At 71.6% G+C, this 15,707-nt stretch carries 12 protein-coding genes; 3 read left to right on the top strand and 9 right to left on the bottom strand.

Annotated features, from left to right (window positions below; all coding sequences use genetic code 11):
- Positions 1-63 precede the first annotated feature (63 nt).
- A complete protein-coding gene (locus LQF12_RS03790; RefSeq protein WP_231054669.1) occupies positions 64-2,388 on the top strand; it encodes an FdhF/YdeP family oxidoreductase in 2,325 nt (774 codons plus the stop codon).
- A gap of 129 nt (positions 2,389-2,517) precedes the next feature.
- On the opposite strand, the gene LQF12_RS03795 is transcribed toward LQF12_RS03790, so the two are convergent.
- Positions 2,518-4,017, bottom strand: a complete 1,500-nt coding sequence (locus LQF12_RS03795) for an HNH endonuclease (protein WP_231054670.1) — start codon at positions 4,015-4,017, stop codon at positions 2,518-2,520.
- A gap of 140 nt (positions 4,018-4,157) precedes the next feature.
- Here LQF12_RS03795 and LQF12_RS03800 point away from each other — a divergent pair, with 140 nt between their 5' ends.
- Complete coding sequence (locus tag LQF12_RS03800) at positions 4,158-4,490, top strand: hypothetical protein (RefSeq protein ID WP_231054671.1); 333 nt, start codon at positions 4,158-4,160, stop codon at positions 4,488-4,490.
- A 6-nt stretch (positions 4,491-4,496) separates the two neighbouring features.
- On the opposite strand, the gene LQF12_RS03805 is transcribed toward LQF12_RS03800, so the two are convergent.
- The 5 genes from LQF12_RS03805 to LQF12_RS03825 all read right to left on the bottom strand — a co-directional run bounded on the left by LQF12_RS03805 (position 4,497) and on the right by LQF12_RS03825 (position 12,310).
- Positions 4,497-6,392 (bottom strand): FtsX-like permease family protein, encoded by a 1,896-nt coding sequence (locus tag LQF12_RS03805; RefSeq protein ID WP_231054672.1) that lies wholly within the window; start codon positions 6,390-6,392, stop codon positions 4,497-4,499.
- Positions 6,389-7,141, bottom strand: a complete 753-nt coding sequence (locus tag LQF12_RS03810) for an ABC transporter ATP-binding protein (RefSeq protein WP_231054673.1) — start codon at positions 7,139-7,141, stop codon at positions 6,389-6,391. The genes LQF12_RS03805 and LQF12_RS03810 overlap by 4 nt, the downstream gene beginning before the upstream one ends.
- Positions 7,142-7,280: 139 nt before the next feature.
- Positions 7,281-7,955: a response regulator gene (locus LQF12_RS03815; RefSeq protein ID WP_231054674.1), complete on the bottom strand. Its 675-nt coding sequence runs from the start codon at positions 7,953-7,955 to the stop codon at positions 7,281-7,283.
- Positions 7,952-9,199: a sensor histidine kinase gene (locus LQF12_RS03820; RefSeq protein WP_231054675.1), complete on the bottom strand. Its 1,248-nt coding sequence runs from the start codon at positions 9,197-9,199 to the stop codon at positions 7,952-7,954. Before LQF12_RS03820 ends, LQF12_RS03815 begins: the two co-directional genes overlap by 4 nt.
- Before the next feature lie 12 nt (positions 9,200-9,211).
- The gene (locus LQF12_RS03825) at positions 9,212-12,310 is read right to left on the bottom strand and encodes an efflux RND transporter permease subunit (protein ID WP_231054676.1); all 3,099 of its coding nucleotides are present in this window, start codon (positions 12,308-12,310) and stop codon (positions 9,212-9,214) included.
- 77 nt (positions 12,311-12,387) lie between these two features.
- On the opposite strand from LQF12_RS03825, the gene LQF12_RS03830 reads away from it, so the two are divergent.
- Positions 12,388-12,822, top strand: coding sequence for a MarR family winged helix-turn-helix transcriptional regulator (locus tag LQF12_RS03830; protein WP_231054677.1), 435 nt, complete (start codon positions 12,388-12,390; stop codon positions 12,820-12,822).
- Between the two features lie 7 nt (positions 12,823-12,829).
- Here LQF12_RS03830 and LQF12_RS03835 read toward each other — a convergent pair whose 3' ends face one another.
- Genes LQF12_RS03835 through LQF12_RS03845 form a run of 3 tightly spaced genes read right to left on the bottom strand, consistent with a single transcriptional unit; the run spans position 12,830 to position 15,698 of the window.
- Positions 12,830-13,411 (bottom strand): hypothetical protein, encoded by a 582-nt coding sequence (locus tag LQF12_RS03835; protein ID WP_231054678.1) that lies wholly within the window; start codon positions 13,409-13,411, stop codon positions 12,830-12,832.
- 20 nt (positions 13,412-13,431) lie between these two features.
- Positions 13,432-14,109: a hypothetical protein gene (locus LQF12_RS03840; RefSeq protein WP_231054679.1), complete on the bottom strand. Its 678-nt coding sequence runs from the start codon at positions 14,107-14,109 to the stop codon at positions 13,432-13,434.
- Positions 14,106-15,698 (bottom strand): leucine-rich repeat domain-containing protein, encoded by a 1,593-nt coding sequence (locus LQF12_RS03845; RefSeq protein ID WP_231054680.1) that lies wholly within the window; start codon positions 15,696-15,698, stop codon positions 14,106-14,108. Before LQF12_RS03845 ends, LQF12_RS03840 begins: the two co-directional genes overlap by 4 nt.
- Between the last annotated feature and the right edge of the window lie 9 nt (positions 15,699-15,707).

Raw genomic sequence — 15,707 nt, forward strand, 5'->3', positions numbered from 1 at the left:
TGGCACGACTACCTCCCTGTCCGGCCCTGAAGTTAGGCTCACGCCAACGGTACGGGAGGCACCATGGCACGAGCGCCCGAGCACGGGATCGACGAGTCCGAGCTCCAGGTCGGCACACCCCGGCGAGCTGCAGCCGGTGTGCCCGGGGTGCTGCATGCGATGGAGTCGGCGCTGGAGCAGATGGGTCCGGTCCGGACCGCGCGCACGTTGCTGGCCGTCAACCAGCGTGACGGCTTCGACTGCCCCGGCTGCGCCTGGCCCGAGCACGACAAGCGGCATGCGGCCGAGTTCTGTGAGAACGGCGCCAAGGCGGTGGCCGAGGAGGCCACGAGGCGACGGGTGCCGCCGTCGTTCTTCGCCGAGCACTCCCTCGCGGAGCTGGCCACCAGGGACGACTACTGGCTCGGTCAGCAGGGCCGCCTCACCCACCCGATGGTGCGCGAGGACGACGCCACCCACTACCGCCCGATCTCCTGGGAGGACGCCTTCGACCTCATCGCCTCCGAGTTGGGTGCCGCGGCGCCGGATGAGGCCATCTTCTACACCTCCGGCCGGACCTCCAACGAGGCGGCGTTCCTGTACCAGCTGATGGTGCGTGGCCTGGGCACGAACAACCTGCCCGACTGCTCGAACATGTGCCACGAGTCCTCCGGAGCGGCGCTGAACCAGACGATCGGCATCGGTAAGGGATCGGTGAGCCTGGCCGACGTCGAGACTGCCGAGCTGATCCTGGTGGCCGGGCAGAACCCCGGGACGAACCACCCGCGGATGCTCTCGGCACTGGAGAAGGCGAAGGCCCGCGGCGCGCAGATCGTCGCCATCAACCCGCTACCCGAGGCAGGTCTGGGCACCTTCCACAACCCGCAGACCATCCGGGGCCTGGTCGCCGGCACGCAGCTGGCCGATGACTTCCTGCAGATCCGCCTGGGCGGGGACCAGGCGCTCTTCCAGGCGCTCGGGGCGCTGCTCCTCGAGGCCGAGGGCCACCGCGGTGGCGTGCTCGACCACGATTTCCTCGCCTCCTCGGTCTCCGGCCTCGAGCAGTACGCCGCGCACGTGGCCGCACTCGACTGGGACGAGGTGGCCACGGCCACCGGGCTCGAGCGCCGGCAGATCGAGTCGCTCGCCGACCGCCTCATCGGCTCCTCGGCGACGGTGGTCTGCTGGGCGATGGGCCTCACCCAGCACCCGCATGCCGTGGCCACCCTGCGCGACCTGGTCAACGTGCTGCTCCTGCAGGGCAACATCGGCAGGCCGGGGGCCGGGGTGTGCCCGGTGCGCGGTCACTCGAACGTCCAGGGTGATCGCACCATGGGAATCTTCGAGCAGATGCCCGAGCCGTTCCTCGCGGCTCTGGATGCGGAGTTCGCCTTCACCGCTCCGCGCGAGCACGGCTACGACACGGTCGCCGCGATCGAGGCCATGCGTGATGGCCGGGCGAGGACCTTCATGGCGATGGGAGGGAACTTCCTGCGTGCCACCCCGGACACCGAGCTGACCGAGGCCGCCATGCAACGGATGGCGCTGACTGTGCAGGTCTCGACGAAGCTGAACCGCTCCCACGTGATCACCGGCCGCCGGGCGCTGATCCTGCCCGCCCTGGGACGCACCGACCGTGACCTGCAGGCCGGCGGTCCCCAGCGGGTCACCGTGGAGGACTCGATGAGTGCGGTGCACGCCTCCCAGGGCAGGCTGGAGCCGCCGTCGGAGCACGTGCTCTCCGAGGTGAGCATCGTGTGCCGGCTCGCCGAGCGGGTGTTCGCCGACGGCGAGGGTCCCGCGGGCAGTGGGCGCTTCCCGGGCGGGGCTCCGCAGGTGGACTGGCGGGCGCTCGAGGGCGACTACCGGCTGATCCGTGACCACATCTCCCGGGTGGTGCCCGGATTCGAGGACTACGAGCGGCGCATCGGCGACCCCGGAGGTTTCGTGCTGCCGCACCCGCCGCGGGACACCCGCTCGTTCGCGCTCCCCGGTGGCCGGGCGGTCATGACGGCCAACGAGCTGGAGTATCCGCGGGTGCCCGAGGGGCGGTTGCTCCTGCAGACCATCCGCTCCCACGATCAGTTCAACACCACCATCTACGGCAAGGACGACAGGTACCGGGGCGTGCGAGGAGGCCGGCGAGTGGTCTTCGTCCACGACGACGACCTGGCCGACCTGGGCCTGGCGGACGGGAACATGGTCGACCTGATCTCGGAGTTCAACGGCACCGAGCGCCGCGCGCAGGCGTTCCGGGCGGTTGCCTACCCGACCGCGCGCGGGTGCATCGCCGCGTACTTCCCGGAGACGAATGTGCTCGTACCTGTGGACTCCTACGCGAGGACGTCGCGGACACCGGCGTCGAAGTCGGTGGTGGTGCGGGTGGAGCGGGCCCAGACCAGCGTGTGAGGTTGTTCCGCGCACCAGTTCGCTGCCTCGTCTGCTCCACGCAGCGCCCTGATCGGCCCCGTTCGAGCGCCCTGGACATGCCGGTGTCCCCGTCGACGGTGGGTGTCGGCGGGGTCCGGGGCGGGGTGATCAGAAGGGTGGCGGGTCGGTGCTACCGGTGCTGCCGGGACCGCGCGCTGCTGGCGGCTGCCCGCGGGGAGGACGGGACGGCATCGCCTTGGCGGCGGTGCGCATCGAGTCCAAGGCTCGTTGGCGCACCCGTGCGGTCGAAGTCGCTGCGGTCCCCGGTGAGCCGGGCAGGTCGAAGGTGCCGGCGGGGGTGACCAGATAGGCCGCGCCGTCGGGACTGGCCCAGTGGTAAGTGCCGGGGGTGATCACCTGGTAGGTCCAGCCCGCATGCGTCTTGGCGCGGTGGTGGCGCCGGCACAGGGCGGCGAGGTTGGTGGAGTCGGTGGGCCCGCCGTGCTCGTACCGTTCGATGTGGTCCAGGTCGCCGGCCCGAGCGCTGCGGTGGCAGAACGGGAACCGGCACGTGCCATCGCGCAGGATCACCTGCTCACGCAGCCTGGGACTCGCCTCATACGTGCTCGCCGCGTACTCGGCGTTGAGGTCGACCACCGGCCGCACCAGCACCCGCCCGGCGGTGGCGCACCAGGTGCGGACCTGCTCGGGGGTGATCGGGGAGCGGGTGTTCTCACACCGCCCCACACCAAAAGACTGCTCGTCGAGGTCGGCGGCGGACAGGTGCAGATACAGCAATACCGTGCGCCCGTGGGGGTCGCCGGAGTCACTGGCGCTGTCATCCTCGCCGGTGGCCCGGGCCAGGGTGGCTTGGCCGCGGGCGAGGTCGCCGAGGGCGACCGAGCGGCGCACGTCCTCGCTGGCACCGGGCATGAGGGCTTTCAACGCTGCTGCGCGGGCGGAGATGGCTGTTTCCAGGTCCAGTGCATCGGCCACGTCGAGGCCGCCGTCGATGCCGATCACGCTCATCGACCCCGGGTCTTGACCGTCACCGGCGCGGCCGAGGTGGATGTTCACCCGCCGCCGCTCCAACGCCGCCTCGCGGTCCCGTTCTGCCTGGTCGGGGTCGAAGGTCGCCACCGCCGCAGCCACGGTGCGTTCGATCTGAGCCACCGAGCAGGTCCCGATCGTCCAGGCGACCTGGGCATCGACCCAGGCGGCACCAGCGGCGGGGAGCTTCTTGCTCAACCGGGCCACCGTCCTGGCCCGATGGACACTGACCTGCCCGGCCCTGACCCGGGACCACAGCACCGGCAGGCGGTAGGCCAGCTCGACCACCGCCCCGACGTAGTTCATGGCGGCCTCGTTGGATTGTCCCAGTGCCGTGGCCAGGCGAGTGAACCCCAGATCGGCCACCCACGGGGCCCCCTCCCCAGCCAGGCGCATCGGCTGCTCAGTCCCCGGCACCCCGACATGAACATCCGGGTCGAAGACCGCGTCCTGGGTCGTCTCCTCCGGGTCGATCGCCGACTCGCCCACCCACGCCAGCACCAGCTCAGCCCGCTCGACCTCCACCGCCCGAGCCGCCACCCCGTTGGCCCGCACCGCAGCCAACAGTTCCTTCTCGGCCGGAGCCGAGAACGAGGAAACAGTGGCTGTCGATGTCATGAAAGAAGCCTCCCACCGACCACCGACACCGCCCCATCACCCCAGGTCAGCGCCCACATCGCATCTGAATTGCGGACTCCCCATGGCGGTGCCGCTACGGTGGGGCTATCGTCACCTCACACGCAGCCGAGGGAGCCACGATGAAGCTCACGTTCCTCTTCCAGCCGGTCACCGACCTGGCGCTCGCTGTCGACCACTACACGCTTCTCGGCTGGGACGAGGCGTGGCGCGAGGGTGAGCACACCGTCGCCTTCCAGATGCCCGGCGCCGACGTCCAGCTGATGCTGGACGGCGCGCCGGACTGGGGCGGCCCGGGGCCGATGTATCTCGTGGACGATCTGACTGCCTGGCTCGAGGCGCACCCGGATGTGGCGGCGGGTCCGTTGAGTCAGATCCCGGGCGGGCACGTGGCCGAGATCACGGCACCGGGTCACTCCTACTACGTTTTCTCGATGGACTCGGTCGTGGTCTGAGCCTGCTCATCCCGCCGGACGGAACCTCGCTCCGGCCACCCCGAGGAACGCGATGACCACCGCCGACCCCGCCAGCGCGGCGTACATCGTGGCATCCACACCCAGGCCCGCGGCTCCGGAGATCGCCGACGAGGCCACGACCAGGCCCGGCAGCGCCGTCAGCGTGCCGATGGTCACCGCACCGAGGCCGACGAACGCCGCCTCGACGGCAAGCATCGCGCGCAGCTGGCGGCGGGTGGTCCCCAACCGACCCAGCAGGGCGAACTCACCCGAGCGAAAGCGGGTGGCGATCACGAGGGCGTTCGCAGCAGCGATCCCGATGAAGGCCAGCAGCACCATGAGCAACGTGGTCGACAGGCGGGTGTCCGCGTCGCTCGCCGCGGTTACCTCGCTGGCGAACTCCTCGGTCGGCACCAGCGCGAGACCGGCAGCGTCAGCACCAAGACGCACCTCCTCCTGCCGGCCGGGCTCGGGCTGCGCCAGCAGGCTCGGTGCCCCCGAGGCCTGGGCCATCGCGGCGAAGGCGTCCGGCCCCATCACCATGTCGCCGATCCCCAGGCCCCGGTCGTAGACCGCCACGACCGTGGCGGTGACGCTCTCGCCGCCGGGGCTGCGGACCTCGACCTGATCTCCCATCCCCTTGCCGAGCAGGGCATCCGAGCTCACGGCGATCGTGCCGGGGCGCTCGAGGGCGTCGAGGTCGCCCTCGACGACCCCGGGGTCGATGAGGCCCGAGGCGTCGTCCAGCATGCGCACCGGCAGGTGTTCCCAGGCCAGGACGTCGAGGAAGGGAAGGTCCTCGTCCTGCTCGTCGACCCTCACCTGCGCCACACCGGCATCAGTGGTGGCGACCGCCTGCACACCGGGCAGTGCGGCCAGCGACTCCCGCGCTCCGGCGAGCTCGCCGGCCGGCCCCTGCCAGACCAGGTCGCCCCCGCCGAGGGCATCGGTGAGCTGCTGCGTCCCGGCGTCGCTGACGATGCGGTCGACCCCGGTCTGCACCGCGCCGAGCGAGACGAGCAGTGCGAGCGGAACCACCGCGGCGGTCATCCGGCGGGAGAAGCCGCGCGTGTTCGCTGTGGCCAGTGCGCGGGCGCCGCCGCGGCCCAGCACCGCACGGGAGGCCATGAACGCGGTGGCTCGCCGCACCAGTGCCGGCCCGGCGAGGGCGACAGCGGTGATGAACAGGAACGCCGACGAGGCCCCGGTGGCACCGCCCAGGGATCCCGGCACGAACACCGGGGTGGCGGTGGCCGCGAGCCCTGCGGCCACACACACCCAGGCGCCGACGACGCGACCCTGGCCGAGTGGCCGCGCCTCGACCGCTGAGCTGCTCACCGCGGCGGCGGGCCCGAGCTCGGCCATCTCCCGTGCCGCCAACCGGCCGGCGATCCACGCCGCAGGCAGCAACACGGCCACCGCGGACAGGAACGGCCACGGTGAGAGCACCGGCGCGAAGCCCGCGTCGGCCATGCCGCTCGCGATGAGCAAGGGCACCAGCGCCCGGGCGCCGGCGAAGCCCGCGACGCTGCCGAGGAGCAGAGCGCCGATGGAGATCACCATCACCTCCGCCGAGATCAGGGTCCGCACCTGCCTGCTGGTGGCGCCCACCGCGCGGAGCAGCGCGAACTCGCGGCGGCGGTCCCGCAGCGCGGCCGCGAAGGCCGAGGAGACCACCAGGATCGCGAGCATCAGGGCTACGCCGGCGAACGATCCCATCACCGTCGGCAGCATGGTGGCGGTGGGGGAGAACGGGTCGCCGGCACGCAGACCGGACTCGATGAGCACGAACGATCCGGAGACCAGCGCGGCGGCCAGCAGCATGGTGAAGAAGACGCCGAGGGCGGAGGGCCAGTGGGCGCGCAGTGCGCGTACGCCGATCTGGGTGAGTGCGGCCCTCATGACAGGTCCAGGATGCGCTGGGAGATCTGCGTGGCCGACGCACCGGTCTCCCGGCCGACGACCGTTCCGTCAGCGAGGAAGACCACCTCGTCGGCCGTGGCGGCGACCTGCGGATCGTGGGTCACCATCACCACCGTCTGCCGGTAGGTCGTGACCGCCTCGCGCAGCACGTGGAGCACCCGCGCGCCGGTGTGGGCGTCGAGTGCGCCGGTGGGCTCGTCGGCGAAGATCACGTCGGGGCGCAGCACCAGCGCGCGGGCGATGGCCACGCGCTGGCGCTGGCCGCCGGACAGTTCCGAGGGCAGCCGGCCGGCCATCTCGCTCAGACCCACCAGGGCCAGCAGTTCCGCTTCGCGCGCGGCCTCCGGCGCGCTGGCGTCCAGCCACCAGGGCAGGCGCATGTTCTCGGACACGCTCAGGTGCTCCAGCAGGTTGTAGGCCTGGAAGACGAACCCCACGTGGCGGCGCCGGAACGTCGTCAGGGCATCTGCTCTCATCCTGCTGATGTCGGTGTCACCGACGACGACGCGGCCCGACGTGGCGGCATCGAGTCCTGCCGCGACGTTCAGCAGCGTCGACTTCCCGGAGCCGGAGGGCCCCATGATCGCCGTGAACGAGCCCGCGGGGACGGCCAGGCGCACGGCTCGCAGCGCGTGGACCGGCTGCGGGCCGGGGGTATAGGTCTTGTGCACGTCGGTGAGCGTCACCGCCGTGCGTGGGGGTGCTGCCAGGGCCGGTGGGAAGGTCATGAAGGTCTCCGTCGCTCGTCCCGGCGCTGGGTGCGCCGGCTACGGCCACGGTAGGAATCGGCGAGGCTGCGCCTCTAGCGGCGAAAGTAGCCATCGCGAGGGTTCCACCTTTGGATGGCAGGGCCGGTGGCGCGACCGGTCAGTGCTGGTCTCGCTCGATCTCGACCACCCCGTGCTGGTAGGACCAGACGACGGCCTGGAGCCGGGAGCGGACGCCGATCTTGGGCAGCATCCGGGAGATGTGGGACTTCACGGTGGAGATCTCCAGCACCAGCTCGCGCGCGATCTCGTCGTTGGACATGCCGCGCGCCAGCAGCAGCAGGATGTCGAGCTCACGCGGGGAGAGCAGGTCGGAGCCGCCGGCCACCGTGACCGGCCGGGACTGCCGGCGGCGGGAGAACTCCTGGATGACCGAGCGGGTGAGGGAGGTGTCGAGGGTCCCGTTCCCGGCCGCCACCGAGCGCACCGCAGCGACGATGTCCTCCGGGTCGGAGTCCTTGAGCATGAAGCCCGAGGCGCCGGCTTCGAGGGCGGCGAACAGATAGTCGTCGATCGCGAACGTCGTCAGGATCAGCACCGGGACGGGGGTGGCGGCGTCGGGGCGGCACAGCTCCCGGGTGACGCTGATGCCGTCGCGGCCGGGCATACGCACATCCACGCAGGCGACGTCGGGCGCCAGCTCGCGCGCCATCGCGAGCGCCTCGTCACCGTCGGCGGCCGCCCCGACCACCTCGATGTCCGGTGCAGCGCCGAGCAGCGCGGTGAGACTGGCCCGGACCAGGGCCTGGTCGTCGGCCACGAGAACGCGGATCATGCCTCCCCCTCCGGAGGGGGGAGGTGCCCGCTCTCGCGCGGTACCCGCAGGCGTACACGCCAGCCCCCGTCGTCGGTCGGACCGTAGGTGAGCCTGGATCGGGTCAACGTCGCGCGCTCCTGCATGCCCCGCAGGCCGAACCCGCTCTCACCGCTCCAGCGGTGGGCCTCACCGGAGCCGCGACCATTCGTGACGACGATCTCCAGGGCCTCACCGGCATCCGCCAGCTCCACCGTGCACCGGCCGCCCGGTGCGTGCCGCGCCGCATTGGCCAGAGCCTCCTGCACCGTGCGGTAGGCGGCGAACTGGCCCAGCGGTCCGATGCCCCGGGCGAGCTCACGCATGCTCGTACCGGCGATCAGTTGCACGTCCAGACCCCGCTCCGCGGCGGCCGGGATCAGGGTCTCCAGCCCGGAGAGGGACTCGACGTCCGTGCTGGCCACGCCGTCCTGGCGCAGCAGCGCGACCAGGCCGCGCAGCTCCTCCAGCAGCTCGCGGGTCTGCGCCCGGACATCCGCCAGGCCCGCCTTCGCCGTGGTGGGGTCGGTGTCGATCTGCTGGGAGATGGCCGAGGACATCAGGGCGATCCCGGAGAGGTGATGGGCGGCGATGTCATGCAGTTCGCGTGCGATGGCGGTCCGCTCCGCCGCGAGCGCCGCCTCGGTCCGCGCCTCCGCCTCGTTCGAGCGGGCGAGGGCCTCGCGGTCGCGGGAGGCACGCATCTGCGCGCGGACCGAAACGGCCGCTGCGACCGCTGCGGGCACACCGACGACGACGATCGCCTGGCCGATCGCCGCGGTGACGGACAGGAGCAGGGACTCCTCGAGTCGCAGGGTGGCCACCGTGCTCGCGGCGGCGACCAGCGCGGCCGTGAGGATCCACGCCGACCAGGACTGCTCCGGTTCGCGCCGTCGGGCGCTCGCGTAGGCGGCCACGATCACGGCGATGAGGGGGATGTTGGCGGCATCCCCCAGCGGGACGAGGGCAACGGCGAAGGCGAGGGCCGCGACGGCCACCAGGGCGCGGCGTGGCGCCGCGGACAGCCATGTCACCCACGCGCCCTGGGCGAGGATCGCTGCCAGGGCGGCCCACCACGGCCACGTGAACACCCGCGGCATCGCGACCTCGAGCTCGGGATCGAGGCGGCCGACCGCAGGGAGGAGGACCACCATCGCCAGCGACGCGATGGCCACGGCCGCACCGCGCACCAGGTCGCCGCGGGTGACGCGGGCCGCGGTGGTCATGGCCCTAGGTTCTCACGCGCTGTGGCGTCCCGAGGTGGGCGTCTGCTCGGCAGCAGGTTCCTCCCCGGCCTCGAGGCGTCGGCGCTCGCCCCGCCGCTGCGCGATCAGGCACAGCACCGGCACCAGCAGCAGGGTCAGGACCGTGGAGGTCACCAGGCCACCGATCACCACCAGCGCCAGCGGCTGGGAGATGAAGGCGCTGCCGCCGGTCAGGCCCAGTGCCATCGGGATCAGCGCGCCGATGGTGGCGGCGGCCGTCATCAGGATGGGCCGCAACCGGTGCCGGCCGCCCTCGGCGATCGCCTCGGCGAGCGGCATGCCCTGCCTGCGGTACTGGTTGATGAGGTCGATCAGCACGATGGCGTTGGTGACGACCACGCCGACCAGCATCAGCGCCCCGATCATCGCCGCCACCCCGAGCGGGGTGCCGGTGATGAGCAGCATTGCGACCGCGCCGGTGGCGGCGAAGGGTACTGAGACCAGCAGGATCAGCGGCTGCACGAGCGAGTTGAACGTCGCCACCATCACCAGGTAGACGATGAGGATCGAGGCCGCCAGGGCCAGCCCCAGCTGGCCGAAGGCCTCCTCCTGGTCGGCACTGACGCCGCCGATCTCGGCGCTGACCCCCTCGGGCAGGTCCACCTCGTCCAGGGCGGCCTGCAGGTCTGCCGTCACCGCGCCCAGGTCCTCGGCGGTCGCGGTGGCGCTGACGGTGATGCTGCGCAGACCGTTCGCGCGGGTGATCTCCACCCGCTGCTCGACCACCGAGACCTCGGCCACCTGCTCCAGTGGGACCGGCCCGGCGGGTCCGGTGACCTCGAGCGCCTCGAGCGCGGCCATGTCCTCGGGCGCCTGCCGCAGGTGCATCACGATGTCCTGACGGCCGGTCTCGGTGTTCAGCGAGCCGACCGTGGAGCCCTGCAGCGCGGCCGAGACGGCCTGGCCGATCTGTGCCTCGGTCAGGCCCAGCGCGGCCGCGGCCTCCCGGTCCACCGAGACGTTCACGGTCGGTAGGTCGGCAGCCAGGTTGGAGGTGACATCGGTGGTGCCGTCGATGCTGCGGACCGCCTCGAGCACCTCCTGGGAGGCGGCGTCGACCGCTCCACCGTCGGCGCCGGAGACGATCACCTCGAGTCCGCTCAGGAAGCCGGCCGACATCCCGGCCGAGACGGTCAGCGTGCCGGCGCCCTCGAGCCGGTCGAGCTCCTCGCGCAGCTCTGCCTCTGCGGCCTCGGCGTCGGCCTCCAGGTCCAGCGTGAGGGAGAAGGTCGTGCCGTCGCCCCCGAAGAGGGCGGCTGCGCCGTCTCCGGAGCCGCCGGTGACCTGATAGGTCTCGACGGCGGGCAGATCGGCGATGACCTCCTCGACCACGGCGGCCGCCTCGTCGGCGGCGGCCAGCGAGGTCCCGGCAGGCAGCTCCTGGCTCACGCTGAGGGTGTTCTCGCCGGTGTTGCCGATGAAGTCCGTCTTCAGCTGGGTGGCCATGCCTGCGGTGCCGGCGAGGATGACGACGGCAGCGAGGATCGCCAGCCAGGGCCGGGTCAGGGCGCCACGCAGCACGCGCAGGTAGGAGCGCTGCACGGGTGTGCGTCGCTCGGCCAGCTCTACCGCCTCGCGGGCCTCCTCGGTGAGCTCGCCGGCCGGTGGGCGGACGAACCAGTAGGCCAGCGCGGGCACGATCGTCAGGGACACCAGTAGCGAGGCCAGCAGGGCGAGCGCGATCGTGAACGCGAAGGGCCGGAAGAGCTCGCCGACCATCCCGCCCACCAGGCCCATGGGGACGAACACGGCGGCGGTGGCCACGGTGGAGGAGGTGATCGCGCCGGCCACCTCGCGGACGGCGTCGATGATCGCCTGCACGCGGGACTTGCCGTAGCTGAGGTGCCTGCTGATGTTCTCGATGACCACGATCGAGTCGTCCACCACGCGCCCGATCGAGACCGTCAGCGCTGCCAGGGTGAACAGGTTGAGGGAGAAGCCCACCACCTTCAGCCCGACGAGCGCGATGAGCAGGGAGAGGGGGATGGACAGGGCGGTGACCGCCGTCGGGCGGATCTTGCGCAGGAACAGCAGGATGATGACGATCGCGAAGACCAGGCCCAGCAGGCCCTCCACGGTGAGGTCCTCCACCGACTGCTCGATGAAGGGCGCCTGGTCGAAGACGACCACCACGGAGCCCTGCTCTCCGAGCGAGGCCTCGAAGTCGGCGAGGTGCTCGGCGACGGCCTCGGAGATCTCGACCGTGTTGCCGTCGGGGGTCTTGGTGACGGCGATCCCGAAGGACTGCTCGCCGTCGGTGCGGGAGAAGGAGGAGGCCTCGGCCTGCTCGGCCGCGACCTCGGCGATCTCCTCGAGACGCACCGGGCCGTCCTCGCTCGGGATCGGCACCGCGGCGACGTCCTCGGCGGAGGTCAGTTCGGCGCCGGTCTGCACCGACATGGTGCGGTCGTCGGAGGTGATCTCACCACCGGGGATCACCACGCCGCTGGCCTGCAGCGCGCCCTGCACGGCGTCGGGCGTCAGGCCGGCGGCGGCCATGGCGGCCGCGTCGATGTCGATGCGGACCTGCTCGTCCTGGACGCCGCTGAGCTGGACGTCACGCACGCCGTCGATCCTTTCGATCTCGGGGATGATGGCCGTGCGCAGCACCTCCACCGCGGCGTCGGGATCATCGGTGGCGGCGACCGAGAGCTGGATCACCGGCAGATCGTCCAGGCTGCCGGCGATCACCTGGGTGTCGGCGTCCTCCGGCAGGGCGTTGCTCAGCCGGCTCACCGCTGCCTGCAGCTCCTGCTGGGCGTTGGTGACGTCCGTGCCGTACTCGAGCTCGAGCAGGACCGCGGAGACGTTGGCCGAGGAGGTGGAGCTGGTCTGCTCCAGCCCGGTCACCGCCCCCGCCGCCTGCTCGATGGTGTCGGTGACCTGGTTCTCGACCACCTCCGGGGAGGCACCCGGGTAGGTGGTGATCGCGGCGACCACCGGGAGGTTCAGCGGCGGCATCAACTCCTGCTTCAGCGCCGTCGTCGACCACAGCCCGGCGGCGACGGCGATCAGGGTCGCGAGCGCCACGAGCGCGCGGTTGGCCAGGCTGAAGCGGGCGAGAGCGGACATCGGGGCTCCGGATGTGAGAGTCTGGGAGAGACATCGTTAGCCAGAGGCTAATCATTAGCGTCAAGCGAAGGTATCACGTGGACAGCCGCCATCAGCTCGTGCACCAGGTGCTCACAGCGCACGAGGAGACCTCGCGGCTGCTGCTCAAGGAGGACCTGTCGACGCTGTTCGACGCCACCCTCACCGTGCCGCAGATCCAGCTGCTGGCACTGCTCTACCGGGATGGTCCGACGAGCGGGCACGCGGTGGCTGAGCACCTGGGCGTCTCCACCCCGACCGTCTCGGGGATGGTGGACCGGCTCGAGGGGCAGGGGATGGTCGAGCGCCGCGCCGACCCTGCCGACCGCCGGGTGCGCCTGATCGCGCTGACCGGTGCGGGGGAGCAGCGGGTGGCCTCGGTGCACGAGGCGGGCTGGCGGATCGGACGCGAGCTGATGGAACGGATGGAACTCGACGACCTCCGGGCGCTCGCCCGCGGGATGGACGCCCTGGCGCGGGCCGCTCGTTCCTAGCCCGGCCTCAGCGGCAGGCGATCGTCTCCGCCGGTACCTCGAGCTCGAACTCGATGCTCACCGTCTCGGTCTGGGTGAGGCTGTCCATCAATGTGGCCGTGCCCCGCACGCTCGTGGCGTCGAGCTCCACGACGGCGTCCTGCGGGCCGCCGTAGACGCCTTCCGGGCCCGACCAGGAGACGTCGTCATAGGGCGTGCCGGCCAGTTCCTGCACGTAGACGTCGACCTGGGTGCGCTCGCCCTCGTGCTCGCCGAAGCCCTGCAGCTCGAGCTCGCGGTCCACGGCCCCGTCCTGCAGCGGTTCGCAGTTGCGCAGCTCGGTGATCTCGTACTCGACGCCGTCGACGCTCACCGTTCCTGCCGCGGAGCCGACGGCCGGCTCCTCCTCGACCGTCGGCTCCTCGGCGGCGTCGGTCTCTGCTGTCTCCTCGGTGGCGGCGTCCTCGGTGGCGTCCTCGGCAGGGACCTCGGTGGCGGCCCCTGCCTGGTCGCCGGCGCCGGGCTCCGCGTCCGGCGAGGTGCAGGCGGCCAGGCCCAGCAGCAGGACGATTCCGGCTGCGGCCGGCGCGTGGCGCAGGGTCGATCGCATCGTGTGTCTCCTCAGCATGGTCACGGGCAGGTGACGGCGGCGACGAAGTCGCCCAGCAGGGGGTCCTCCGCGCCAGGTAGCGGGTCGAGTGATCCGGTCGCGCTCGCCTCGGTGCCGGCTAACCGGATGAGCGGAGTGCTCCCGCTGCCCTCGAGCCATTCGACCTCCTCGCCCTCCTCGCGCTGGGCGGTCGCGGTGGAGATGTCGTTCAGCTCGCGCTGCTCGGTACCCCCGATGAGGGTGAGGCGCACGTACTCGTCCTCCCAGGCCCAGCCGATCCCGGAGCCGATGGTGCGACTCCACGCGAGCTCGGTGGGCCCGTGCGCGGTCTCGCCCCGTGCCACCACCTCGAACACACCGGCGTCCGGAGCGTCCTCGATACGGCAGCTCACCTCGTCGAAGTCCAACCGCTCACCGGCCACCTCGATGTAGGCCCGCCCGGCCTCAGCGGGATGGACGTCCCCGTGCAGGCTCTCGGCGAACAGCACGTCAAGATAGTCGGCCGTCGCAGCGTCCTGCTGCTCCTGCTGCTCCGACGCCTCGGCCTCGGTCACGTCGGCGTCATCGGCCTCGGACCCCTCGGCGACGTTCCCCGCCTGCGTATCCGGTGCGGGAGCGGCCTCGGAGCAGGCGGCCAGACCACCTGCCAGGGCGAGGACCGCGACGGCACGGCTCGCGTGACGGCGCGCGCCCGTCATCGCAGGCTCCTTCGCATGCCTCGCTGGGCGAGCAGCACGACCAGGGACCCGAGGCTCACCAGCGTGACCATCGCAACGAGCAGGTGCCCGTCGGTACCGGTCTCGGCGAGCGTCCCGGTGGTCGCGGTGGGTGGGCCTTCGGGGACTCCGGGGGTGGCCGGCTCGACCGTAGGCTCGGTGGGCTGGGGTCCGGTCGCGGCCGGGATCACCTCGATGACGACGGCGTCGCTCACCCCCGACGCATGAGTGCCCGTGATCGTGTGGTCGCTGGCCGTCGGGAACGTGACCTGATCCGCGTCGACCTCATCGGTGGCGACGTCGGAGGTGAAGACAGTCTCGGCGGTGACATCGCCTAGGGAGACGCCCTCGTCGTCGAAGCCCTCTGCGGTGAGGGTCACGGTCTCGCCTTCGTCGACCGTCGTGGCCGAGGCGCGTACCTCGATGCTCGCCAAGGAAGCCGGGGGAAGCGCCCAGAGGGCGGTCAGGGTGGTGTCCCCGAACAGCAGATCGCCGGGTGCCCACGGGGTGGGTCCGCCCGGGGTGGCCGCATCATCGGCCGACCAACCGGCGAACTCCCGCTCGGGGTGCACGGGATCGGGCAGCACATCCGCCGGCACCGTGGCAGCAGGTCCACCATCGGTGACCTGGTCCAGCGCCAGGGAGAACGGCGCGGGCATCGGCACGACTCCGGTCGGGTCGACCGTCACGACCTCGATGACGGGAACCGTGCGGTGACCGAACCAGGTGGGGCTCGGGAAGCCGCCCTCGCCGGCCTGCTCGGCGCCGTACCGCCACGGGAACTCGACCGTCACCTCGGACTGCTCCTGCGGGCCGCTGAACGGGTCGGTGCCGGCCAGGGGCGCCGGCCCCGCAAAGACGACCGTCCGTAGCTGCGGGTTCTCGGCGAAGACTGCCGCTCCGAGCTCGGTGACGGAGGCGGGGATGGTGACCTCGCTGAGCGAGTTCGTGGCGAACGCCTCCTCCTCGATGACCGTGACGCCGCCGGGGATGACCACCTCGGTGAGCTCGTTGAACCAGAACGCCCCGGCCTCGATCGTGGTCAGCGAGTCCGGCAGCGACAGTGTGGCGATCTCGTTGGCGGAGAATGCGCTGATGGCGACGTGGGTCAGCCCGCTCAGGTGACCCAGATCGAGGCCGGTCAGATCGTTCCGCGTGAAGGCATAGGAACCGATGCTGGTCAGCGCGGCGGGCAGGTCCACCGAGGTGAGCCTGTTGTGGGCGAATGCCGAGGTCTCGATGCTGGTCAGGGTCTGCGGCATCTCCACGGACTCCAGCCCCACGGCGCGGAACGCCTGGAAGCCGACGGAGGTGACCGGCACGTCCTGGCCGTCGATGGTGACCTGGTCGGCGATGGTCAGGTGGGGGTGGTCGGCATTGTCCGCCTCGGTGTAACCGACGGCGATCGCACCGAGGGTGGCATCGGCCGGATCGGCGAGCTCATAGGTCACGCCGTCGACATCGGTGTCGGCTGCGTGTGCCGGGGCAACACCCAGCAGCGCGGCGAGGGGCAGGAGCAGGGCCGTGACGGCCAGGCGGAGGCGCAGGCTTCCGCGGCGACGAGCAGACATGGGACCCTT

This window comes from Ruania suaedae (genome assembly GCF_021049265.1).
GTDB classification, from domain to species: domain Bacteria; phylum Actinomycetota; class Actinomycetes; order Actinomycetales; family Beutenbergiaceae; genus Ruania; species Ruania suaedae.

Excerpts from the sequence above, each read along its gene's own strand:
- LQF12_RS03815 (WP_231054674.1), bottom strand. The coding sequence starts at position 7,955 with ATGATCCGCGTTCTCGTGGCCGACGACCAGGCCCTGGTCCGGGCCAGT.
- LQF12_RS03820 (WP_231054675.1), bottom strand. The coding sequence starts at position 9,199 with ATGACCACCGCGGCCCGCGTCACCCGCGGCGACCTGGTGCGCGGTGCG.
- LQF12_RS03840 (WP_231054679.1), bottom strand. The coding sequence starts at position 14,109 with ATGACGGGCGCGCGCCGTCACGCGAGCCGTGCCGTCGCGGTCCTCGCC.
- LQF12_RS03790 (WP_231054669.1), top strand. The coding sequence starts at position 64 with ATGGCACGAGCGCCCGAGCACGGGATCGACGAGTCCGAGCTCCAGGTC.
- LQF12_RS03835 (WP_231054678.1), bottom strand. The coding sequence starts at position 13,411 with ATGCGATCGACCCTGCGCCACGCGCCGGCCGCAGCCGGAATCGTCCTG.
- LQF12_RS03805 (WP_231054672.1), bottom strand. The coding sequence starts at position 6,392 with ATGAGGGCCGCACTCACCCAGATCGGCGTACGCGCACTGCGCGCCCAC.
- LQF12_RS03800 (WP_231054671.1), top strand. The coding sequence starts at position 4,158 with ATGAAGCTCACGTTCCTCTTCCAGCCGGTCACCGACCTGGCGCTCGCT.
- LQF12_RS03845 (WP_231054680.1), bottom strand. The coding sequence starts at position 15,698 with ATGTCTGCTCGTCGCCGCGGAAGCCTGCGCCTCCGCCTGGCCGTCACG.
- LQF12_RS03795 (WP_231054670.1), bottom strand. The coding sequence starts at position 4,017 with ATGACATCGACAGCCACTGTTTCCTCGTTCTCGGCTCCGGCCGAGAAG.
- LQF12_RS03810 (WP_231054673.1), bottom strand. The coding sequence starts at position 7,141 with ATGACCTTCCCACCGGCCCTGGCAGCACCCCCACGCACGGCGGTGACG.
- LQF12_RS03825 (WP_231054676.1), bottom strand. The coding sequence starts at position 12,310 with ATGTCCGCTCTCGCCCGCTTCAGCCTGGCCAACCGCGCGCTCGTGGCG.